Source organism: Streptomyces sp. NPDC005574 (assembly GCF_040605435.1).
GTDB lineage: Bacteria > Actinomycetota > Actinomycetes > Streptomycetales > Streptomycetaceae > Streptomyces.
Genome location: NZ_JBEXCW010000115.1, coordinates 1 through 21,783 on the forward strand (window position 1 = coordinate 1; position 21,783 = coordinate 21,783).

Here is a 21,783-nt window from a genome sequence, read left to right on the forward strand (position 1 = left end):
AAGCCCTTCTTCAGGGCCAGCTCGCGGACCGCCGCGTACGAACCCGCGAAGCCGATACCGGCGATGACGACCGCGCCGGCCACGACCACGCCGATGAGAATGCGGTGCATCCGAGTCAGCTGGATTGGCGCGCTCACCCGTACTCCCCTCCCCTTACGTGTTGTTGCGCGCATCAGGGTGGCACATGTGTACGGGGGACGCGTGGCCGGTAGGCCGGCGGCCCGGTCGCCGAGGGAGCCGGGCCGCCGCAAATGCCGTGTCTGAGCTGTGTGTTACCGCCCCGGTGTGACAGTCAGCCCTTTTTCGACGCTGAGCTGGACGGGGACGCCCCAGCGGCCTTCGACGCCGACTTCGACGGGGAGGCGGAGGACTTCGAGGCCGACTTCGACGCCGACGCCGACGGGGCGGAGCTCGGCGTGCCCGCGTCCGAGCCGGAACCCGACGTGGCGCCGCCGTCGCCGTTCGCCGACGCCACCGCGGCCACGGCCTCCTTCGCGGCCTTCTCGGCCGCCTTCGTCAGGGTGGCGGTGCTCGGCGTCTTCTCGCCCGCGAGGCCCGCGCCGTTGTAGTCGACGGTGACGACGACGTTCTCGACGCGCGCCACGAGCGTCTGCTGCTTGAAGGAGCCTTCCTTCTTCTTCAGGTCGTACCGCACCAGCGTCGCCTGGTCGCCCGTGCCGGTGACCGGCTGCGCGGCGGCGTTCTTCGCGCCGTCCACCGACTGCGCGTCCTGGATCTGCTTCGCGTAGTACGCCTGCGCCTGCTTGTCGCCCGAGCCGCGCGCGGTGTCCGAGTCGAACCGCAGCAGTGAGACGTTCAGCCAGCGGAACTGGGAGCCCTTCACACCGTTGTTGTCGAGGCTGCTCCACGAGCAGCTCCCGCGCGACCCCGATTCGTCCGAAGTGCCCTTCTTGCCGGACTTGGCGCCTTCCGGTACCAGTTCGCCCAGGGTCTTCTTCGACAGCACCCCGCAGGAGTCCGGGAGGTTCCGGTACGCCGCCGCCTGCACCGTCGGTGACGGGCTCGCGGAGGGGGACGTCACGCCGCCGCTACCCGCCGTGCTCTTGCTCGCGGCGTCCTCGGTCGAGCCGGAGTCCGAGGAGCAGCCGGCGGCGATCAGCATCACGGGGACGGCGGCCAGGCAGACAAGGACGCGGCCCCGCCGTCTCGCTCGCTCGTCGCTCCCCCACCGCCTCAACGGCGTGGAGGGGGCCCCCAGGTCTCGCTGTGCTGGTCGCTGCATGGTTCCTTCACTCATGACGCTCGTGGTTCCTGCCGTCGGATCGGGTCCGAGGGGCCACGGTACGCGGTGAGCCGACTGTGCGGTCGTTCTCCGCCCTCTGTGCGCCCGGGCCCGCGGGAGGCGTGAAGGGGCACTAACCGGCGAGCGAGTTGGCCAGCCGGGCGGCCAGTTTCCGGGCCCTGTCCTGCAGTTCCGCGCTGTCCGGGGCCACGCCGACGGTGGCCGGCTGCTCCTCGTACTCGATCGTCACGATCACGTTGGACGTGCGGAACGCCACAGTCACGGTGCGCTGCTGGGCCGTCGAACCCGAACCGCTCAACACGTCGTTCAGGAACGCCTCGTCGCCGAGGTCGGTGAGGACGCGGGGCTGGACGTCCGCGGCGGACGAGGCCGAGGCGGAGGGGGTCGAGGAGGGCGCGGTGGCCGACCCGGACGGGGACCCGGTGGGGACGGCGGAGGAACCCGCGCCGGCCGAACCCGCACCGGCCGAACTCGCGGCGGGGGAGCCGGAGTCGGAAGGATTCGCGCCGCTGGAGCCCGCGTCGCCCGAGCTCGCGTCACCGGAGAGGGAGGCGGCCGGCTCCGGCAGGTCCGCCGCCGTCCGCTTGGTCGCGAAGAGGGTCTCCGCCTCGCTGTCGTCGCTCACGGAGTTGTCGTAGGACACCACTCGCTCGAAGTCGACCAGCAGGTGGTCGGTGGCGTCCGTCGACTCCACCTTCCAGCGGCAGCCCACCTTGCGGTCGGTGTCGTACGTCAGCGTCGCCTCGCCCGCGTACGCCGCCTCCTGCTGCTGTTCGTCGGGGAGCTGCTTGATGCCCGGCAGCAGGGAGTCGAGGGTGTCGTGGCTCAGCGCCCCGCACGGTTCCGGAAGGTCCCGGTACTTGCCCGGCTGGGCCACCGCGGACGCCGCGCCGGCCTCACCCCGGTTCGCGTCGTCCGTCGTGGCGCCACCGCCCGAACTGCCTGTGCATCCGGCCAGCAGTGCCGCGAGGAGTGCGGCGACGCCGGGTACGTAGGCCTTCCGCTGCACGGTCGGGCTCCTCTCGACGGGGTCCGTCCCCGGGTGGAGCACCGGGGGGAACGGCGATGATCACAGTGTCCCCGCCGGTTATTCGCTTGCCGCACGGGGGCGCCCACTGGAGACAATGTGTATCGCACGCACTGCCGTGAACGCCGGTCCGCCGTCCTGTTCGTGGACCCTTGGCGCCGGTTTTGCGATTTGGGACTTCTGTTTGTTTTCCGGGGGAATGAGGGCGACATGTCGTACGTGGAGATGCCGGGCGCGAAGGTCCCGATCCGTATGTGGGCCGACCCCGCGACGGTCGAGGAGGGCGCGCTCCAGCAGCTGCGGAACGTGGCCACCCTGCCGTGGATCGAGGGCCTGGCCGTGATGCCGGACGTCCACTACGGCAAGGGGGCGACCGTCGGGTCGGTCATCGCCATGCGCGGGGCCGTGTGTCCGGCGGCGGTCGGCGTGGACATCGGCTGCGGGATGTCGGCGGTGAAGACGTCCCTGACGGCCAACGACCTCCCCGGCGACCTCTCCCGGCTCCGCTCGAAGATCGAGCAGGCGATCCCGGTGGGACGGGGGATGCACGACAGCGCCGTGCAGCCCGGGCGTTTCCACGGGCTGGCCACGTCCGGCTGGGACGACTTCTGGGGGCGGTTCGACGGAGTGGCCGAAGCGGTCAGGTTCCGCCTCGAACGCGCCACGAAGCAGATGGGAACGCTCGGATCCGGTAACCACTTCGTCGAGGTGTGTACGGATACGGCCGGTTCGGTCTGGCTGATGCTGCACTCCGGTTCCCGGAACATCGGCAAGGAACTGGCCGAGCACCACATCGGCATCGCCCGGGGCCTCCCGCACAACCAGGGCCTCGTCGACCGGGACCTCGCCGTGTTCGTGGCGGACACCCCGCAGATGGCGGCCTACCGCAACGACCTCTTCTGGGCGCAGGAGTACGCGAAGCACAACCGCTCGCTGATGATGGCGCTGCTGAAGGACGTGGTCCACAAGGAGTTCAGGAAGGCGAAGCCGCTCTTCGAACCGGAGATCAGCGCGCACCACAACTACGTCGCCGAGGAGCGCTACGACGGGATGGACCTGCTCGTGACCCGCAAGGGCGCGATCCGGGCCGGCTCCGGCGAGTACGGCATCATCCCCGGCTCCATGGGCACCGGGTCGTACATCGTGAAGGGTCTCGGCAACGCGAAGTCCTTCAACTCGGCGTCGCACGGCGCGGGTCGGCGCATGAGCCGCAGCGCGGCCAAGCGCCGCTTCACGGCGAAGGACCTGGAGGACCAGACGCGAGGCGTGGAGTGCCGCAAGGACTCCGGCGTCGTGGACGAGATCCCCGCCGCCTACAAGCCGATCGAGCAGGTCATCGAGCAGCAGCGCGACCTCGTCGAGGTCGTGGCGAAGCTGAGGCAGGTCGTCTGCGTGAAGGGCTGAGGCGGGGACGCGCCACGCCCCGGGTCACTTCGGGGCGTGGCGCACCGCGTAGATCATGACGAAGGCCACGACGTGGATGCCGAACAGGAAGTAGCCGAGGAACCACCACATGATGCGTTCGTTCCTCGACTCCTCCTCCAGCCGCCGCTGTTCGCGCCCGTCGTCCGGCATCACAGTTCCCGGTGCACCTTCGAGTTGGACGCCTGCGCACGCGGGCGCACGACCAGCAGGTCGATGTTCACGTGGCTGGGGCGGGTCACCGCCCAGCTGATCGTGTCGGCCACGTCGTCGGCGGTCAGCGGCTCGGCCACGCCCTGGTAGACCTTCGCCGCCTTCTCCCGGTCGCCGCCGAAGCGGTTGAGGGCGAACTCGTCCGTCCGGACCATGCCGGGGGCCACCTCGATGACACGGACCGGCGTGCCGACGATCTCCAGGCGGAGCGTCTCGGCCAGGACGTGCGCGCCGTGCTTGGCGGCGACGTAGCCCCCGCCGCCCTCGTACGTGCCGTGCCCCGCCGTGGAGGAGACGACCACGACCGTGCCGTCGCCGCTCGCCGTGAGGGCGGGGAGCAGGGCCTGCGTGAGGTTGAGGGTGCCGATGACGTTCGTCTCGTACATCTGACGCCAGTCGGCCGGGTCGCCGGACGCGACGGGGTCGGCACCGAGGGCGCCGCCCGCGTTGTTCACCAGCACGCCGACCGTCCGGAAGGCGGTGGCGAACTCGTCGACCGCGGCCCGGTCGGTGACGTCGAGGGGATACGCGGTCGCCTGGTGGCCCGCCGCGTTGATCTCCTTCGCCAGCGCCTCGATCCGGTCCTTGCGGCGGGCGGTGAGGACGACGCGGTAGCCGGCCGCGGCGAGCTGTCGGGCCGTGGCGGCGCCGATGCCACCGCTCGCACCGGTGACTATCGCGATGCGGGAGGCGGCGGACGGGGCGGCGGGGGCCATGGGCTGCTCCTCGGAGGTGATCAGAACCTTGTCCGGCCAGGATAGGCGGGCGGACGCCCCGGGCGGGTTCCGGTCCGACGCGGGGCCTTCGGCGGGCGGGGCGTCCGCCCCGGCGGGTCCCCTCGGCCGTCACGGGACCCCTCAGCTGTCGCGCGATGCGGACAGGTCAGCCTTCGCGCGGCGCGAACATGATCAGCGCCATGCCGGCGAGGCAGATCAGCGCGCCCGCGATGTCCCAGCGGTCGGGGCGGTAGCCGTCCGCCACCATGCCCCACAGGATCGAACCGGCCACGAAGATCCCGCCGTACGCGGCGAGGATGCGGCCGAAGTGGGCGTCCGGCTGGAACGTGGCGACGAAGCCGTAGGCCCCGAGGGCCAGGACACCGCCGGCTGCCCAGAGCCATCCGCGGTGCTCGCGCACGCCCTGCCAGACCAGCCAGGCACCTCCGATCTCGAACAGTGCGGCGACGACGAAGAGGGCGGCGGAGCGGAGGACGAGCATGCGGGCCACCCTTTCACGCGCGCCCTCCGCCGGAAGGCGCCATGCGCACCCGCCGGAGGGCGCCATGCGCACCCCCCGGAGAGCGCCATGCGCACCCGCCGGAGGGCGCCATGCGCACCCGCCGGAGGGCGCCATGCGCACCCGCCGGAGGGCGCCATGCGCACCCCCCGGAGAGCGCCATGCGTTCCCCGGAGCGGGCCGGAGGCCGAGCCGGCGCGGGGCGGGAATACCGGGGTGCGGGGTCCCGTTGGAGGGGTATAGTTGAATCGTAAACAACTTGGAGGGTGAGCGATCATGCAGTTCGGGATCTTCAGCGTCGGTGACGTCACGGCGGACCCCACCACGGGGCGTACGCCGACCGAGCGCGAGCGCATCAAGGCCATGGTCGCCATCGCGCTGAAGGCCGAGGAGGTCGGCCTCGACGTCTTCGCGACCGGCGAGCACCACAACCCCCCGTTCGTGCCGTCGTCCCCGACCACGATGCTCGGCCACATCGCGGCGCGGACCGAGAAGCTGATCCTCTCCACCTCCACCACCCTCATCACCACGAACGACCCGGTGAAGATCGCCGAGGACTTCGCGATGCTCCAGCACCTGGCCGACGGGCGGGTGGACCTGATGATGGGCCGCGGCAACACCGGCCCGGTCTACCCCTGGTTCGGGCAGGACATCCGTGAGGGCATCAACCTCGCCATCGAGAACTACGCCCTGCTGCGCCGCCTGTGGCGCGAGGACGTCGTGAACTGGGACGGCAAGTTCCGCTCGGCGCTCCAGGGCTTCACGTCCACGCCCCGCCCGCTGGACGGCGTACCGCCGTTCGTCTGGCACGGCTCGATCCGCTCGCCCGAGATAGCGGAGCAGGCCGCCTACTACGGCGACGGCTTCTTCCACAACAACATCTTCTGGCCGGCCGACCACACCAAGCGGATGGTCGAGCTGTACCGGGCCCGGTACGCGCACTACGGGCACGGCACGCCCGAGCAGGCCATCGTGGGGCTCGGCGGACAGATCTTCATGCGGCACAACTCGCAGGACGCCGTGCGCGAGTTCCGGCCGTACTTCGACAACGCCCCCGTGTACGGGCACGGCCCCTCCCTGGAGGACTTCACCGACCAGACCCCGCTGACCGTCGGCTCCCCGCAGCAGGTCATCGAGAAGACGCTGGCCTTCCGCGAGTACGCCGGCGACTACCAGCGCCAGCTGTTCCTGGTGGACCACGCCGGGCTGCCGCTGAAGACCGTGCTGGAGCAGCTCGACCTGCTCGGCGAGGAGGTCGTGCCGGTGCTGCGCGCGGAGTTCGCCAAGAACCGCCCGGCCGATGTGCCGGACGCGCCGACCCACCAGTCGCTGCTCGCCGCGGCGACGAAGGACAAGGAGACCGCCGCATGAAACTCGTCGTCGTCTCGGCGGGACTGAGCGTCCCGTCGTCCACGCGGCTGCTGGCCGACCGGCTGGCGGCCGCGGCCGGCCGGCAGGCCCCGGCCGGCGCACCGGTCGACGTCCAGGTGGTGGAGCTGCGCGAGCTCGCCGTCGAGATCGCCCACAACTTCACCAACGGCTTCCCCGGCCGGGCCCTGTCCGCCGCGCTCGACGCGGTGACGGCGGCGGACGGCCTGATCGTGGTCACCCCGGTGTTCTCCGCGTCGTACAGCGGACTGTTCAAGTCGTTCTTCGACGTGCTCGACCCGGACGCGCTCACCGGCAAGCCGGTGCTGATCGCCGCGACCGGCGGCAGCGCCCGGCACTCGCTGGTCCTGGAGCACGCCCTGCGCCCGCTGTTCTCCTACCTGCGGGCGGTGGTCGTCCCGACCGCCGTGTACGCCGCCTCGGAGGACTGGGGCGCGGAGGGACTGGAGGGCCGCGTCGAGCGGGCGGCGGGGGAGCTGACGAGGCTGATGGCGGGGCTGTCCGCCGCACACGCCGGGACGGAGCGGCCCGAGGCGGCCGGGAAGCCCGCGGCCGCGGACCTGGAGGTCGTGCCCTTCGCGCAGCAGCTCGCCGCGCTGGGAGCGGCGGGGTGAGAGGACGGTAGGCGCGCGGGCCGGGTTGCGTCCTCACGGGTGAGAGGCCAGTAAGAAGGACGGCCGGTGAGCTGCTCATCACGTCGTACGACTGTGAGGGCTTGGCACACTGAAGCGGTGTCCCCAACTGTGCTGCTCGCCGAAGACGACCGCGCCATCCGTCACGCCCTGGAGCGGGCCCTGACGCTGGAGGGCTACCGGGTCACCGCGGTCGCCGACGGCGTCGAGGCGCTGGCACAGGCCCACCGCACCCCGCCGGACGTGCTCCTGCTGGACGTGATGATGCCCGGCATCGACGGGCTCCAGGTCTGCCGGGTGCTGCGCGCCGAGGGGGACCGCACACCGATCCTCATGCTGACGGCGCTCGTGGAGACCGCGGACCGCATCGCGGGCCTCGACGCGGGCGCCGACGACTACGTCGTCAAGCCGTTCGACGTCGAGGAGGTCTTCGCCCGGCTGCGGGCCCTGCTGCGCCGCACCAGCCCGGTCCCCGCCCAGGCCGCGGGCCCGGCCGCCGGAGCGGTGGCCGCCGCGCCCGCCGGTTCCGCCGACGGCCCGAGGCCGGCGGCCGAGCGGTACCTGGAGGCGGCCGGCGTGCGGATGGACCCGCAGGCGCGCCGGGGCTGGCGCGGCGGGCGCGAGCTGGAACTGACCCGCACCGAGTTCGAGCTGCTGGAACTGCTGGTGCGCAACGCGGGCATCGTCCTCGACCACTCCACCATCTACGACCGCATCTGGGGCTACGACTTCGGCCCGGGCTCCAAGAACCTCGCCGTCTACGTCGGCTACCTGCGCCGCAAGCTCGACGAGCCGGGCGCCCCGCAGCTGATCCACACGGTCCGCGGTGTGGGTTACGTGCTGCGGGAGGACTGAGTGGGCCGCCTGAGGCGGCTGCTCGGCAGAAGGCGGCCCCGGCTGCTGTCGCTGCGGACCACGTTCGTGGTGTCCTTCGCGGCCGTCACCGCCGCCGTCACCGTCCTGGTCGGCGTCCTGTCCTACGGCGCGGCGGCCCGGCTGGTCCGCGTCGACCAGGAGTCCGTGTTCGACGAGGTCGTGCAGGACCTCCGCGACGAGGTCCGGCAGCACCGGATGGCGCCGGACGACTTCTCCTCGGCGGCCCCCGGGCACGACATCGTGCGGCCGGCCCGTACGGACGTGCAGGTGCTCGGGCCGGGCGGCGGGGTCGTCGATCCCGGCAGCCCGCCCCTGCCGGTCACCGCCGCCGACGTGTCGCACGCGGCCGCGTCCACCGCCGGACGCATGACCGAGCACAAGGACGTCGACGTCGGCGACGACGTCTACCGCATCGCGACCGTCTCCCTGGGCGGCGGCCGGGGCGCGGTGCAGGTCGCCCAGGAGTTCAGCGACACCGAGGACCTGCTGCGGGCGCTCCAGCGGCGCACCCTGATCCTGATGGCCGCGGTGGTCGTCGCGGCCGGCCTGTTCGGGTGGTGGCTGGCCCGGCGCATCACCCGGCGCCTGGTGATCCTCACCTCGGCCGCCGAGGACGTCGCCCGTACCCGCCGGCTCGGCATCGACGTGCCCGTCACCGGCTACGACGAGGTGGGCCGCCTCGGCCGCGCCTTCGACCGGATGCTCGGCCGTCTCGCCCAGTCCGAGGAGGACCAGCGGCGCCTGGTGCAGGACGCCGGGCACGAGCTGCGTACGCCGCTGACCTCGCTGCGCACCAACATCTCGCTGCTGCGGAGGATCGACGAACTGCCGCCGGAGACTCGCGAGGACCTCGTCGCCGACCTCACCCAGGAGGCCCGCGAACTGACCGACCTGGTGAACGAGCTCGTCGACCTCGCCGCGGGCCAGTCCGACAACGAACCGCCGCAGCGGGTCGACCTCGCCGACATCGCCGAGGACGTGGCGTCCGTGGCCCGGCGCCGTAGCGGGCGGGTGATCCTGGTCCACGCGCGCGGCGACACCCTGACCGACGGGCGCCCCGCCATGCTCCAGCGGGCGGTGTCCAACCTGGTGGAGAACGCGGCGAAGTTCGACCGCGAGGGCACCGCGCCCATCGAGATCGCCGTCACCGGTCCGGCGGGCCGCCGGCCGGCCGCCGGACCCGTCCGCGTCGAGGTCCTCGACCGGGGCGCGGGCGTCGCCGACCCCGACCTCGTCCGCATCTTCGACCGCTTCTACCGCGCCGCCGACGCCCGCTCCCTGCCCGGCTCCGGCCTCGGCCTGTCCATCGTCCGCGAGGTCGCCCTCGCCCACGGCGGAGCACCGTTCGCCCGGGGCCGTGAGGGGGGCGGGGCGGTGATCGGGTTCACGGTGGGCGGGGGGCTGTGACGGCCGGGTCCCGCCTTGGGCGAGACCCGGCCGGCCGTCGTGCGCGGGTTCTACGGCGCGATGTCCACCGGCAGGGTCGTCGTCTTGCCGGATGGCCGCTTGAGCGTGAACGAATCCTGGTAAGTGGTCTTGTCCTCGCAGGTCACGGTGACCTTGGCCTTCTGGCTCTTCGAGGGGACGTTCTTCAGGGTGATCGAGTACTCGCCCGAGTCCTCGACGTCGGTCCCCTTGTCGGTCCGGGATTCCTTGGTGGTCGTGATCGTCACCTGACGAGCACCGGATCCGTTGTCGCAGTCGTCCACCGAACCCTTCACGACGACGGTCTTGCTGGCGGGGTCGGCCGCTGCCTGGCTCACCGCCGCGAGCGTGGCCGCGCCTGTCAGTGGGAGCACCGCTGCGATGGCGAGAATGGTGAGGCGCTTGCGCATGGCTTCTCCTAGCTTGTCGGCTCTGATCGCGAACGGCTGCGGTGGGAATGCGGGTGAATCCCTCGGTGTCCCCGTCGGCCATCACCGCTCGGCTTGCCACGGGATCAGTGCCGCTTCGCTGTCCGACAGATGCGGTGATGTGAACTTCCTCCACCAAACGTCCGGGTTTGACGCGTTTGGGTCAAGGGGGACCGCTACCCACGGGTAGAGGGGTAGGACTACCCACGCGAGGGCACATCGCCGCAGGTCTACGCCCTGTCGGTGAGCCCGTGCTCGATCGCGAGGCGGGTGAGATCCGACCGCCGCCGCGACCCCGTCTTCTCGCCGATCCGGTCCAGGTGCGAGTGGACCGTGTGCTTGCTGATGCGGAGCTCCCGGGCGATCTCGTGGTCGGTGGCGCCGTTGGCGAGGAGTTTCAGGACGTCCCGCTCGCGGTCCGTGAAGTGCGGTGACCGGTCGAGCAGATAACTCGCCGGCGCCGACACGTAACTGCGGCCCGAGCCGACGATCCGGATCGCGCTCAGCAGCTCGTCGCCCTCGGCCTGCCGGCTCAGGTAGCCGCTCGCGCCGGCCCGGATCACCTGGACGGCGTCGATCTGCGGAGACGACGACATGACGATGACGGCGTGTCCCCGCTCCCGCAGCTTCGCCACACCCGCGGCGAGTTTCGGGGCGGACAGCTGGAGGTCCATGAGGACGACCTCCACCGTCCGCAGGCCGCCGTCCGCGCTCTCGATCGACGGCGCGACCACGACCAGGCGGAGGTCCGGGGTGGTGTCGATCAGCTGGGTGACACCGTGCTGGAAGACGGGGCAGTCGCCGATGACCGCGATGCGCACCGCCGCCGCACTCACGGGCGGAGGCGGGGATCGCGGGGCGCGGGAGGCCGGCTCGGTCCGCCCGGCTCGGGCCCGGTCGTTGCCGCCGGCTCAGCGCACCTCATGGACGTCTCCGATCTCGCACGCGGGCACCCGGCCTTCAGCCTCGGTGGGACGGGGGACCGACGCGCGCCGGACTAGCCCGTCCGGGGCCGGTCCGGCGCGCGGGGCTCAGTGGTACGCGTGCACCACCGCGTGCCCCTTGCCGCGGCCGATCATCCACCGGTTCACGGGCGTGGTGATCAGGAAGGCGATCACGAAACCGCCCAGCAGGGTCGACCAGAACAGCCCGTCGGACAACTGGGCCTCCATCGCGCCCGGGGTGAAGACGACGATGCCGTTGTCCACCAGCTCCATGACGGCGATCGACACGCTGTCGGCGGCCAGCGCCACCTTGACCGCGGCCCTGAGGTCGAGCCCGGCCCGGCGTACGGCGAACAGGGTCAGCGAGTAGCCGAACACGAAGGCGAGGGCGATCGCGAGGACCGTGGTCGCCACGTTGCCCCAGCCCAGGGCGGTGGCGACGACCATGCCGAGGATCTCGCCGATGGCACATCCGGTCAGGCAGTGCAGGGTCGCCCTGACCGCCGTGGACCAGGTGACCGCCCCGTCCCCGTGGTCCGTGTGAGCCGTCGCGTGCGTGCTGTGGTCCATGACCCGCCTCCGTCTCGTCTTCGTCTCCACCCTGTATACCCCCAGGGGGTATATGAAGCAAGGGGGTGAAGGCAGCCGCAGGTCGAGGGGAGAGCGGGGAGGCGTGCGGCAGGGGGCCGGCGCGGACACCGGCCCCCCGGACCGTCAGCTCTTGCCGAGGAGCTTGTTCATCTCGGCGATCTCGGCGGTCTGCGCGGTGACGACGTCGTCGGCCATGGCCGTCGCGGGACCGTACTCGCCCTTGTCCTTCTCGGTGCCGGCCATCGTGACGGCGCCCTTGTGGTGCTCGACCATCATGGTCAGGAACATGGTGTCGAAGTCCGTGCCGGACATCTTCTTCAGCTCGGCCATGTCCTTGTCGTCCATCATCCCGGCCATGCCGGACCCGTCGGAGTGGTCCATGCCGGGCATCGAGCCGGACGCCGGCACGTCCTCGCCCCAGGACGTCAGCCAGCCGCTCATCGTCCTGATCTCGGGGTCCTGGGCCTTCTCGATCCGCGCGGCGAGGTCCTTGACCCGGGCGGAGGAGGCCCGGTCGGCGGCCAGTCCGGCCATCGCCAGGGCCTGCTGGTGGTGGGGGATCATGCCCTGCGCGAAGGTCACGTCCTGGGCGTTGTGCGCCGCGGCGGTGCTGCCGGCGCCGGTCGTGGAGGAGGCGGAGGCGGGAGCGGACGAGGCGCTGTCGCCGTTGTCGCCGCCGCAGGCGGCGAGGGTGAGCGCGGCGGTCGCCGCCACCGCGACGAGGGCCGCGCGGCGGATCAGGGTACGGGTGGTGCGCATGCTGGAACTCCTGCTGTGGAAGGTCGTACGGGATCTGGACGTGCCGAGGCGCACCGCGCCGCCGGACCGGGGCGGGGTGCGAGAGGGGTGTCTAGATCCGCAGGAGTTGCAGTTCCGCGAGTGAGGGAGGCGCGCGGGCGCCGTCGGGGGCCGTGGCCGCGCACGAGCGCAGGGCGTCGGCGCGCGCGGGTGCGGCGACCGGGTCGGGCACCAGGGCCGGCAGCAGCGGTCCGCCGCCGACCGCACCCGACACGCAGGTGGAGTCGGCGTGGTGAAGGTGCCCGCCGCCGCAGTCCCCGTCACCGTGGCAGCCGTCGGCGGAGGTGAGCGAGAGCGCCGAGGCCGTCGGGCCCGGCACGGCCGCCGTCATGTTCCCGGTCCCGGCGTGTTCGTGGACCGTGCCCCCGGGCGCCAGCGCGTGCATGGCCAGCAGTCCGGCCAGCAGACCCAGCACGAGCAGCGCACGCCACCGCCCGGCGGGCGGTCGTGCGGAGTCCTGCTGCGGGCTGGTCATCAGACTGATCCTAGACGGGGAAAGGCGCGGGCGACTGCGGCCCGGGAGCCGTGTCCCCCGTTCGTACGCGCGCGACGGCGCTTGTGTTCAGCGCCGCCGGTGAACAGCTCGGAACCGGCTCAGGGCCAGACCAGGCAGTACGGCTGGTGCCCCGCCTCATGCAAGCGATGGCTGAAGTCCTGCCATTCGTGCAGGAGTTGGTAGACGTTGAACGCGTCCCTCGGGCCGCCGCGGTCCGGGACCGTCGACCAGATGAAGGCGGCCGCGCCGACCGCTTCCTCGCCGATGCCGCGCAGCGGGTCCACGACCGTCATCGGGAGTTTGACGACCGCGTAGTCGGGATGCAGGACGACCAGTTCCAGGGGCGGGACCTTGTTGAGCGGGACGCCCTCTATGCCGGTGAGCACCATGGCGGCCATCGTCTCCGGCTTGATCTTGGTGAACATGCCGTTCATGCCGAGCTCGTCGCCGCCGAGTTCCTCGGGGCGCATCGAGATCGGGACGCGGGCCGCCGTCGCGCCGTCAGGTGCGCCGAAGTACTTGTACGTCACCCCCACCCGACCACCATTCCTGCTCTCGGCCCCCAGCTGTTCGACCCGCCGGTCGAGCCGCTCGGACTCACTCGGTACGCCGTGTCCCTGTCGGGCCCCGGCGGCTTCCTCAGCCTCGCGCCGGTGCCGTCCCCGCCTGGCACGTCGAGGACCCAGGTCGTCAGTCCCCTCGCCCAGTCCGCCACCGCGATGCATATCTCCACCCGACTGCTTTTCTAGGACGCGTGGCCCCCGCCGCGCAACCCGATCATCGTGTCAGTGACCTCCCCCACGGCCGCCCGCCGAAACGTGCGCTGAAACACCTGCCCGCGGGATCTTCGCACCTCCTCGGCACCATGGTCCCTGTGAGCTGCGCCTATCGGGGCCCAGTTTCGCAGATAGCGCAGAACCGGGGTGCTGAGTCCGGTCGGCGGAGGGGCCGCCGCCGCTCCCGGACGCCTGCCGCCGCTGGCCTACTCTGAGGAGGTCACTGGCAACCGGAGTCCGAGAAGTCGGAGAAGTCGCAGGTCATGAGCGAACTGCCTTATTCATACGAAGCGCCCGTGTCGCAGACACTGTTCGACCGTGCGGCGGCCGTCACACCCGGTGGCGTGAACTCCCCGGTACGTGCCTTCCGCGCTGTCGGCGGCACGCCCCGGTTCATGGTGTCCGGCACCGGCCCGTACCTGACCGACGCCGACGGGCGCGAGTACGTCGACCTGGTGTGTTCCTGGGGGCCCATGATCCTCGGGCACGCGCGGCCCGAGGTGATCGCGGCCGTGCAGGAGGCAGTCTCGCGCGGCACGTCCTTCGGTACGCCCGGTGAGGGCGAGGTCGCGCTCGCCGAGGAGATGGTGGACCGTATCGAGCCGCTGGAGCAGGTCCGGCTGGTGTCCAGCGGCACCGAGGCGACGATGTCGGCGATCCGGCTGGCGCGCGGGTTCACCCGGCGCACCAAGGTGATCAAGTTCGCCGGGTGTTACCACGGTCACGTCGACTCGCTGCTCGCCGCGGCCGGTTCGGGTGTCGCCACGTTCGCCCTGCCGGACACCCCGGGTGTCACCGGGGCCCAGGCCGGCGACACCATCGTGCTGCCGTACAACGACCTGGAGGCCGTGCAGGAGGCGTTCCACCGCCACCCCGGCGAGATCGCCTGTGTGATCACCGAGGCGTCGCCCGGCAACATGGGGGTCGTGCCGCCGCTGCCCGGGTTCAACCAGGGACTGAAGGACACCTGCCGGAAGAACGGCGCGCTGTTCGTCTCCGACGAGGTCATGACCGGCTTCCGCACCAGCCGCGCCGGCTGGTACGGCGTCGACGGGGTCAGGCCCGACCTGATGACCTTCGGCAAGGTGATGGGCGGTGGCTTCCCCGCCGCCGCCTTCGGCGGGCGGGCCGACATCATGGAGCACCTCGCGCCCGTCGGGCCGGTCTACCAGGCGGGCACCCTCTCCGGGAACCCGGTCGCCACCGCCGCCGGCCTCGCCCAGCTGCGCCTGCTCGACCAGGCCGCCTACGACACGGTCGACGCGGTCTCCGCGCAGATCCGTTCCCTGGTCGGCGAGGCCCTCACCAAGGAGGGCGTCGCGCACCGGGTGCAGAACGCGTCCAACATGTTCTCCGTCTTCTTCGCCGACCGCGCGGTCCGTGACTACGAGGACGCGAAGAAGCAGGACTCCTTCCGCTACACCGCGTTCTTCCACTCGCTGCTGGCGAACGGCGTCTATCTGCCGCCCTCGTCCTTCGAGTCCTGGTTCGTGTCCACGGCCCACGACGAGCGGGCCGTTCAGCGCATCGCCGACGCCCTTCCGGCGGCGGCCCGAGCGGCGGCGGAGGCCACGGCGGCATGAGCACCCACAGCAACGGCACCGACAGCAGCGTCCCCGACAACGCCGACAGCGTCCCCGAGAGCGAGATCACCGTCGTCCACCTCATGCGGCACGGCGAGGTGGCGAACCCGGACGGGGTGCTCTACGGGCGGCTCGCCGGGTACCACCTCTCCGACCTCGGGCGGCGGATGGCCGACCGGGTCGCCGAGCACCTCGCGCCCCGGGACGTCACGCACGTCGTGGCCTCCCCGCTGGAGCGGGCGCAGGAGACGGCGGCGCCGATCGCGAAGGCGCACGGCCTGGACATCGCGACCGACGAGCGGCTGATAGAGGCGGAGAACGTCTTCCAGGGCAAGACCTTCGGTGTGGGGGACGGCGCGCTGCGCCGGCCGGAGAACTGGAAGCACCTGGTCAACCCGTTCAAGCCGTCGTGGGGTGAGCCGTACGTCGAGCAGGTCGCCCGGATGCGGGGGGCGCTGGACGCCGCCCGGGACGCGGCGCGTGGGCACGAGGCGGTGCTGGTCAGTCACCAGCTGCCGATCTGGATCGTGCGCAGCGCGGTCGAGGGGCGGCGGCTGTGGCACGACCCGCGCAAGCGGCAGTGCACGCTGGCCTCGCTGACGACCTTCACTTACCACGGCGACAGGATCGTGGCCGTGGGCTACACCGAGCCGGCCCGTGACCTGGTGCCGGCCCATCTCCTCGCGGGTGCCCGGCCGGTGAAGGGCCAGGGCAAGGCGTTCGGTGCCTGAAAGGGCAGCGCAAAGGCACCGCGAGGGTGCCTGAGGCGGCGGGAGTGCGTCCGCGAGGGCGCCTCCGGCCCGCCCGGGGCCGCGTCATGACACGTCCGTGACATTCGTTGCGGAATACACGTGTTCGACGGGAACCTTCCTGTTCGTCATGTCCTCTGAATGGGTGACCACCAGGGAACGTGACGAACGGGGATGCGATGAGCGCTCTTACCCGAAGGGGAATGCTCGGTCTCGGCGCGGGCGCCGCGGCCGCCGCCGGACTCGCGGGGTGCGGCGGTCTCACCCCCTCGGACGAGCCCAGGCGGGCCGGAGGTTCCGGCGGTAGGCATCCCAGCAGCACGCCGCATCCCGCGCGCCCGCTCGGGGACGGCTCGACCTCGTTCACCGGCAAGCAGCCCCACCAGCCGGGAAAGCCCGAGCCGTTGGAGCCGGGGCAGACCCCGCCGCAGTTCGTGATCTTCTCCTGGGACGGCGCCGGCGAGGTCGGCAACGGTCTCTTCCCGCGCTTCCTGGACCTGGCCAGGGAGCACGAGGCGCACATGACCTTCTTCCTCTCCGGGCTGTACCTGCTGCCCGAGTCGAAGAAGCGCCTCTACAACCCGCCCAACAACCCGCGCGGCGCCTCCGACATCGGCTACCTCACCGACGAGCACGTCCGGGCGACGCTGACGAACGTGCGGCGCGCCTGGCTCGAAGGGCACGAGATAGGCACGCACTTCAACGGCCATTTCTGCTCCGGCTACGGCACCGTGGGCAACTGGACGCCCCAGCAGTGGCGCAGCGAGATCGACCAGGCCAAGAAGTTCGTGAAGGAGTGGCGCACCAACACGGGGTGGACCGAGCTGCCTGCCCTGCCCTTCGACTACGACAAGGAGCTCGTCGGCGGCCGTACGCCCTGTCTCCTCGGCCAGAACAACCTGCTGCCCACCGCCCGTGAGCTCGGCTGGCGCTACGACGCCTCCTCGCCCGGCGGCCGGCAGACCTGGCCGGACAAGCGGCAGGGGATCTGGGACCTGCCGTTGCAGGCGATACCGTTCTCCGGCCACGGCTTCGAGGTCCTGTCGATGGACTACAACATGCTGGCCAACCAGTCGGTCAACTCGACGAACGCGCCCGCCTACAACTACCCGGCCTGGCGGCGGCAGGCGTCGCAGACGTACATAGCGGGCTTCAAGCGGGCATACGAGACGAACCGGGCGCCGTTCTTCGTCGGCAACCACTTCGAGCACTGGAACGGCGGCATCTACATGGACGCCGTCGAGGAGGCGTTCAAGTACATCGCGCGGGAGAAGGAGAAGGGCGAGGACGTGCGGCTCGTCTCCTTCAGGCAGTTCACGGACTGGCTGGACGTGCAGCGCCCCGAGGTGCTCGCGAAGCTGCGCACCCTCGACGTCGGGCAGCAGCCGGCCGGGGGCTGGAAGGAGTTCCTGCGGGCGACTCCGAAGGCAGGGCAGAGCTCCGCGGAGGGCTCCGGGCAAGGCGCCTGATATGCGGGTTTCCGCCCGCAAGGGGGGTGCGCAAGATCCCCGGAACGGACATGCGAAACTTTTCACATGAGTGCCGCCAGTCGCGCCTCCCTGCGCTTGAACAGCACGAACCGCCCGACGCGTACGCGTAACCGCGCCGCCCTGCTCATCGCCGGTGCCGCGGTCGCCACGCTGACCCTGTCGGCGTGCGGTTCCGGTGGCACGTCCGGCGGCTCCGGTAACACCAACTTCGTCACCGGCACCAACGGCATCGCGACCGTCGCCAAGGACGGGCGGGCCGCCGCCCCGGAACTGTCCGGGCCGACCGTCGACGGCGGCCGGCTGGACGTCGCCGACTACAAGGGCAAGGTCGTCGTCGTCAACGTGTGGGGCTCCTGGTGCCCGCCCTGCCGGGCCGAGGCGAAGAACTTCGAGACGGTCTACAAGGACGTCAGGGGCCAGGGCGTGCAGTTCGTCGGCATCAACACCCGCGACACCAGCGTCGGTCCGGCCAAGGCGTTCGAGACCGACTACGGGATCAGCTACCCGAGCCTGTACGACCCGACCGGCAAGCTGATGCTCCGCTTCAAGAAGGGCACGCTGAATCCGCAGCTGATCCCCTCCACGCTCGTCATCGACCGGGACGGCAGGGTCGCGGCGCGTGCGCTCCAGGCGCTCAGCGAGGAGAAGCTGCGCGCCATGCTCAAGCCCGTCCTCGCGGAGAAGTGACGTGAGCGCAGTGTCCACGCTCGCCGCGGAGAACCAGACAGTCCTCAACGGGGCCCTGCTGGTGGCCTTCCCCGTCGCCCTGCTCGGCGGCCTCGTCTCCTTCTTCTCCCCGTGCGTCCTGCCGCTCGTGCCCGGCTACCTGTCCTACGTCACCGGAGTCAGCGGCACCGACCTGGCCGAGGCCCGCCGCGGCCGCATGGTCGCCGGCGCCTCGCTGTTCGTCCTCGGCTTCACCGCCGTGTTCGTCTCCGGCGGCGCCTTCTTCGGCTACTTCGGGCAGACGCTCCAGGAGTACAAGGGCACCCTGACCACCGTGCTCGGGGTGCTCATGATCCTCATGGGCGTCTTCTTCATGGGCCTGATGCCCTGGCTCACCCAGCGTGAGTTCCGCTTCCACCGGCGGCCGGTGGCCGGCCTGGCCGGCGCTCCCGTGCTCGGCGCCCTGTTCGGCATCGGCTGGACGCCCTGCATCGGCCCGACCCTGGCCTCCGTGCAGTTCCTCTCCTTCAACGAGGGCAGCGCGGGCCGCGGGGCCATACTGACGGTCGCGTACTGCCTGGGCCTCGGTTTGCCGTTCGTGCTCGCCGCGGTCGCCTTCCGCAAGGCGCTCGGCGCGTTCGGCTGGGTCAAGCGCCACTATGTCTGGGTCATGCGCATCGGCGGCACCATGATGATCCTGACCGGCGTGCTGCTGCTGACCGGCGCGTGGGACCGGATCGTGCAGGAGATGCAGACCTGGTCCAACGGCTTCACTGTGGGGATCTGAACGATGAGCGGGACGATGAAGACGAGCCGCGACGCGGCCGACGCGGCGGCGGAGCGGGCCGACGAGCAGGACCTCGGGGCCGCCGGTTCCCAGCTGTCCACCGCCCCCCAGGAGGAGGCGGCGGGCGTCCCCGCCCTCGGCTTCGTCGGCTGGCTCCGCTGGTTCTGGCGGCAGCTCACCTCGATGCGGGTGGCGCTGCTGCTGCTCCTGCTGCTGTCGCTCGGCGCGATCCCCGGCTCACTGATCCCGCAGACCAACGTCGACGCGTCGAAGGTCGCCGACTTCGAGAACCGGCACACCTTCCTCGCGCCGGTCTACGACAAGCTGGGCCTGTTCCACGTCTACAGCTCGGTGTGGTTCTCCGCGATCTACATCCTGCTGTTCGTCTCGCTCATCGGCTGCATCGTGCCCCGCACCTGGCAGTTCGTGGGCCAGCTGCGCGGCCGTCCGCCGGGCGCCCCGCGGCGCCTGACCCGGCTGCCCGCCTACACCTCCTGGCGCACCACGGCCGAACCGGAGCAGGTCCGTGAGGCGGCGCTCGAGCTGCTGCGCAGGCGCCGCTTCCGGGCGCACCTCGCGGGTGACGCCGTCGCCGCCGAGAAGGGCTATGTGCGCGAGGTCGGCAACCTCGCCTTCCACATCGCGCTGATCGTGATGCTGACCGCGTTCGCCTGGGGCCAGCTGTACAAGTCGGAGGGCGACAAGCTGATCGTGGAGGGTGGCGGGTTCTCCAACACCCTCACCCAGTACGACGACTTCAAGTCCGGCAGCCTCTTCAGCCAGGACGACCTGGACCCCTTCAGCTTCACCCTGAAGAAGTTCACCGGCACCTACGAGCTCACCGGCCCCAACCGGGGCACCCCGCGCACCTTCCAGGCCGACCTCGCCTACAGCGAGGGCGCCTACGGCAAGAGGAAGCGGACCACGATCAAGGTCAACGAGCCGCTGCGGATCGGCGACTCGAAGGTCTACCTCGTCAGCCACGGCTACGCGCCCGTGCTCACCGTCCGCGACGGCAGGGGCAAGGTCGTCTACAGCGACGCCGTGCCGCTGCTGCCGCTGGACGCCAACGTCACCTCCACCGGCGCCGCCAAGGTCATGGACGGCTACCGCGACGCGCGGGGGGTCAAGGAACAGCTCGGCTTCCAGGCGGCCTTCCTGCCGACGTACGGCGGTGCGAACAGCGCGGTCGTCTCGCAGTTCCCGGCGCTGCTGAACCCGGTCCTGAACCTGGCGGCGTACCACGGTGACCTGGGCGTCGACTCGGGCATCCCGCAGAGCGTGTACCAGCTGGACAAGACCAACCTCAAGGGGTTCAAGGACTCCAAGGGGCAGCAGCTGCGGGCGAACCTGAAGCCCGGCGAGACCATGAAGCTGCCCGGCGGCGCCGGCTCGGTCACCTTCGACAAGGTCGAGGAGTGGGCCGGGTTCCAGGTGACCCGGCAGCCCGGCAGCGGCTGGGCCCTGGGCGGCGCCGTCACCGCGATCTTCGGTCTGGCCGGGTCCCTGTTCATCCAGCGCCGCCGAGTGTGGGTGCGGGCGGTCCGGGGCGCCGACGGCGTGACCCTCGTGGAGATGGGCGGGCTCGGCCGCAGCGAGTCCGCCAAGGTGCCCGAGGAACTCGGCGACCTCGCCGGCATCCTCTACGACCAGGCACCGGGCGCCCCCGAACCCGGCACCGGCTCCTCGGACTCCCCCGACCCCGCTTCGGAGCCGGGCGACGACACCCCCGTTCCCGAACCCCCAGTGGCACCCTCCGAAGGGGCTGAGACGAAGTGACTTCCGCCGCCGTGACCGACCTCGCCATCGCGACCAACGAACATCTGGCGAGCCTGAGCAACACGCTCATCTACTCCGCGATGGCCGTCTACACCCTGGCCTTCTTCGCGTACATCACCGAATGGATCTTCGGCAGCCGCAGCAAGATCGGCCGCACCGCCGCCGCGCTGACCCCGGCGCAGCGGGGCAAGGCACCGGCCGTGACCGTGCGGAAGGCGGGCGCCACCGCCGTACTGGAGCGGCCGCAGGTCGTCGTGCGGGCCGCGGCCGGTGCGCGGGACGTGCCCGACGGGCCCGGCGCCCACGGCGGTGACGAGCAGGGCGACCTGTACGGCCGGATCGCCGTGTCCCTCACCGTGCTCGCCTTCCTCGTCGAGCTGGCCGGGGTCGTGGCCCGCGCGGCCTCGGTGGAGCGGGCGCCGTGGGGCAACATGTACGAGTTCAACATCACCTTCTCCACGGTCGCCGTCGGCGTGTACCTCACGCTGCTGGCGTTGCGGAAGAACGTGCGCTGGCTCGGCCTGTTCCTGATCACGACGGTCCTGCTCGACCTCGGCATCGCGGTCACCGTCCTGTACACCGCGAGCGACCAGCTGGTGCCGGCGCTGCACTCCTACTGGCTGTACATCCACGTGTCGACGGCGATCCTGTGCGGGGCGGTCTTCTACGTCGGCGCGGTCGCCACGATCCTGTACCTGTTCAAGGACTCCTACGAGAACAAGCTGGCGAACGGGGGCGAGCCCGGGAGGTTCGCCACCTCGTTCCTGGAGCGGCTGCCCGCCTCGGCGTCCCTCGACAAGTTCTCCTACCGCGTCAACGCGGCCGTCTTCCCGCTGTGGACGTTCACGATCATCGCGGGCGCGATCTGGGCGGGCGACGCCTGGGGCCGCTACTGGGGCTGGGACCCCAAGGAGACCTGGGCGTTCATCACCTGGGTCGCCTACGCCTGCTACCTGCACGCCCGCGCCACGGCCGGCTGGAAGGGCCGCAAGGCCGCCTACCTGGCCCTGATCGCCTTCGGCTGCTGGCTGTTCAACTACTACGGCGTCAACATCTTCGTCTCCGGCAAGCACTCCTACGCGGGCGTGTAAGCCCCCTCCGGCGAAGACATCGCGGCGAAGGCCGGTTTCCGTGCTGACGCCTGATCAAGTTCGCTCACAGCAAGGTGGAAGAGGTAACCGAGGCTGTCTGCGGTATGACGCGCCAAAGCCC

Annotated in this window: 24 protein-coding genes; 12 read left to right on the forward strand and 12 right to left on the reverse strand. The window is 71.1% G+C overall.

Annotated elements, in window-relative coordinates:
* From ABZT03_RS37905 to ABZT03_RS37915, 3 genes are all read right to left on the reverse strand, one after another.
* Nucleotides 1-137 (reverse strand): DUF2637 domain-containing protein (locus ABZT03_RS37905; protein ID WP_356047921.1); only part of this gene is annotated, 137 nt, incomplete at its 3' end.
* Nucleotides 138-292: 155 nt separating this feature from the next.
* Nucleotides 293-1,258 carry a DUF3558 domain-containing protein gene (locus ABZT03_RS37910; RefSeq protein WP_356047883.1) on the reverse strand — a complete coding sequence of 322 codons (966 nt, stop codon included), beginning with the start codon at nt 1,256-1,258 and terminating at the stop codon, nt 293-295.
* 118 nt (nt 1,259-1,376) lie between these two features.
* On the reverse strand, nt 1,377-2,273 hold the full coding sequence (locus tag ABZT03_RS37915) for a DUF3558 domain-containing protein (protein WP_356047885.1): 897 nt from the start codon (nt 2,271-2,273) through the stop codon (nt 1,377-1,379).
* Nucleotides 2,274-2,501: 228 nt separating this feature from the next.
* Here ABZT03_RS37915 and ABZT03_RS37920 point away from each other — a divergent pair, with 228 nt between their 5' ends.
* Nucleotides 2,502-3,695: an RtcB family protein gene (locus tag ABZT03_RS37920; RefSeq protein WP_356047887.1), complete on the forward strand. Its 1,194-nt coding sequence runs from the start codon at nt 2,502-2,504 to the stop codon at nt 3,693-3,695.
* A gap of 24 nt (nt 3,696-3,719) precedes the next feature.
* Here the strand turns inward: ABZT03_RS37920 and ABZT03_RS37925 are convergent, their stop codons facing one another.
* The 3 genes from ABZT03_RS37925 to ABZT03_RS37935 form a co-directional block, all read right to left on the reverse strand.
* Nucleotides 3,720-3,866, reverse strand: a complete 147-nt coding sequence (locus ABZT03_RS37925; protein ID WP_356047888.1) for a hypothetical protein — start codon at nt 3,864-3,866, stop codon at nt 3,720-3,722.
* Nucleotides 3,866-4,642 carry an SDR family NAD(P)-dependent oxidoreductase gene (locus tag ABZT03_RS37930; RefSeq protein WP_356047889.1) on the reverse strand — a complete coding sequence of 259 codons (777 nt, stop codon included), beginning with the start codon at nt 4,640-4,642 and terminating at the stop codon, nt 3,866-3,868. The genes ABZT03_RS37925 and ABZT03_RS37930 overlap by 1 nt, the downstream gene beginning before the upstream one ends.
* Nucleotides 4,643-4,808: 166 nt before the next feature.
* On the reverse strand, nt 4,809-5,144 hold the full coding sequence (locus tag ABZT03_RS37935) for a YnfA family protein (protein ID WP_356047891.1): 336 nt from the start codon (nt 5,142-5,144) through the stop codon (nt 4,809-4,811).
* A 294-nt stretch (nt 5,145-5,438) separates the two neighbouring features.
* On the opposite strand from ABZT03_RS37935, the gene ABZT03_RS37940 reads away from it, so the two are divergent.
* The 4 genes from ABZT03_RS37940 (at nt 5,439) to ABZT03_RS37955 (ending at nt 9,466) form a co-directional block, all read left to right on the forward strand.
* Complete coding sequence (locus ABZT03_RS37940; protein ID WP_356047893.1) at nt 5,439-6,533, forward strand: LLM class flavin-dependent oxidoreductase; 1,095 nt, start codon at nt 5,439-5,441, stop codon at nt 6,531-6,533.
* Complete coding sequence (locus ABZT03_RS37945) at nt 6,530-7,165, forward strand: CE1759 family FMN reductase (protein ID WP_356047895.1); 636 nt, start codon at nt 6,530-6,532, stop codon at nt 7,163-7,165. The genes ABZT03_RS37940 and ABZT03_RS37945 overlap by 4 nt, the downstream gene beginning before the upstream one ends.
* 117 nt (nt 7,166-7,282) lie before the next feature.
* On the forward strand, nt 7,283-8,038 hold the full coding sequence (locus tag ABZT03_RS37950; protein ID WP_356047896.1) for a response regulator transcription factor: 756 nt from the start codon (nt 7,283-7,285) through the stop codon (nt 8,036-8,038).
* On the forward strand, nt 8,039-9,466 hold the full coding sequence (locus ABZT03_RS37955) for an ATP-binding protein (protein ID WP_356047898.1): 1,428 nt from the start codon (nt 8,039-8,041) through the stop codon (nt 9,464-9,466).
* A 50-nt stretch (nt 9,467-9,516) separates the two neighbouring features.
* On the opposite strand, the gene ABZT03_RS37960 is transcribed toward ABZT03_RS37955, so the two are convergent.
* The 6 genes from ABZT03_RS37960 to ABZT03_RS37985 form a co-directional block, all read right to left on the reverse strand.
* Nucleotides 9,517-9,894, reverse strand: a complete 378-nt coding sequence (locus ABZT03_RS37960; protein ID WP_356047899.1) for a hypothetical protein — start codon at nt 9,892-9,894, stop codon at nt 9,517-9,519.
* 248 nt (nt 9,895-10,142) lie between these two features.
* On the reverse strand, nt 10,143-10,748 hold the full coding sequence (locus ABZT03_RS37965; RefSeq protein WP_356047900.1) for a response regulator transcription factor: 606 nt from the start codon (nt 10,746-10,748) through the stop codon (nt 10,143-10,145).
* Nucleotides 10,749-10,943: 195 nt separating this feature from the next.
* The gene (locus ABZT03_RS37970) at nt 10,944-11,426 is read right to left on the reverse strand and encodes a DUF4396 domain-containing protein (protein ID WP_356047902.1); all 483 of its coding nucleotides are present in this window, start codon (nt 11,424-11,426) and stop codon (nt 10,944-10,946) included.
* A gap of 144 nt (nt 11,427-11,570) precedes the next feature.
* Nucleotides 11,571-12,206 carry a DUF305 domain-containing protein gene (locus ABZT03_RS37975; protein WP_356047904.1) on the reverse strand — a complete coding sequence of 212 codons (636 nt, stop codon included), beginning with the start codon at nt 12,204-12,206 and terminating at the stop codon, nt 11,571-11,573.
* Nucleotides 12,207-12,297: 91 nt separating this feature from the next.
* The gene (locus ABZT03_RS37980) at nt 12,298-12,720 is read right to left on the reverse strand and encodes a DUF6153 family protein (protein ID WP_356047905.1); all 423 of its coding nucleotides are present in this window, start codon (nt 12,718-12,720) and stop codon (nt 12,298-12,300) included.
* 119 nt (nt 12,721-12,839) lie between these two features.
* Nucleotides 12,840-13,466, reverse strand: a complete 627-nt coding sequence (locus ABZT03_RS37985) for a hypothetical protein (RefSeq protein WP_356047907.1) — start codon at nt 13,464-13,466, stop codon at nt 12,840-12,842.
* 314 nt (nt 13,467-13,780) lie between these two features.
* Here ABZT03_RS37985 and hemL point away from each other — a divergent pair, with 314 nt between their 5' ends.
* The 7 genes from hemL to ccsB all read left to right on the forward strand — a co-directional run bounded on the left by hemL (nt 13,781) and on the right by ccsB (nt 21,662).
* Entirely contained in the window at nt 13,781-15,100 is a 1,320-nt protein-coding gene (gene hemL / locus ABZT03_RS37990) for a glutamate-1-semialdehyde 2,1-aminomutase (protein WP_356047909.1), read from the forward strand.
* A gap of 83 nt (nt 15,101-15,183) precedes the next feature.
* Nucleotides 15,184-15,831: a histidine phosphatase family protein gene (locus tag ABZT03_RS37995; RefSeq protein WP_356047923.1), complete on the forward strand. Its 648-nt coding sequence runs from the start codon at nt 15,184-15,186 to the stop codon at nt 15,829-15,831.
* A 197-nt stretch (nt 15,832-16,028) separates the two neighbouring features.
* Nucleotides 16,029-17,318 carry a hypothetical protein gene (locus ABZT03_RS38000; RefSeq protein ID WP_356047911.1) on the forward strand — a complete coding sequence of 430 codons (1,290 nt, stop codon included), beginning with the start codon at nt 16,029-16,031 and terminating at the stop codon, nt 17,316-17,318.
* Nucleotides 17,319-17,384: 66 nt separating this feature from the next.
* Nucleotides 17,385-18,026 (forward strand): TlpA disulfide reductase family protein, encoded by a 642-nt coding sequence (locus tag ABZT03_RS38005; RefSeq protein ID WP_356047913.1) that lies wholly within the window; start codon nt 17,385-17,387, stop codon nt 18,024-18,026.
* 1 nt (nt 18,027) lies between these two features.
* Nucleotides 18,028-18,792: a cytochrome c biogenesis protein CcdA gene (locus ABZT03_RS38010; RefSeq protein WP_356047915.1), complete on the forward strand. Its 765-nt coding sequence runs from the start codon at nt 18,028-18,030 to the stop codon at nt 18,790-18,792.
* A 15-nt stretch (nt 18,793-18,807) separates the two neighbouring features.
* Nucleotides 18,808-20,571 (forward strand): cytochrome c biogenesis protein ResB, encoded by a 1,764-nt coding sequence (locus ABZT03_RS38015; protein ID WP_356047917.1) that lies wholly within the window; start codon nt 18,808-18,810, stop codon nt 20,569-20,571.
* Entirely contained in the window at nt 20,568-21,662 is a 1,095-nt protein-coding gene (ccsB, locus tag ABZT03_RS38020) for a c-type cytochrome biogenesis protein CcsB (RefSeq protein WP_356047919.1), read from the forward strand. The genes ABZT03_RS38015 and ccsB overlap by 4 nt, the downstream gene beginning before the upstream one ends.
* Nucleotides 21,663-21,783 lie beyond the last annotated feature (121 nt).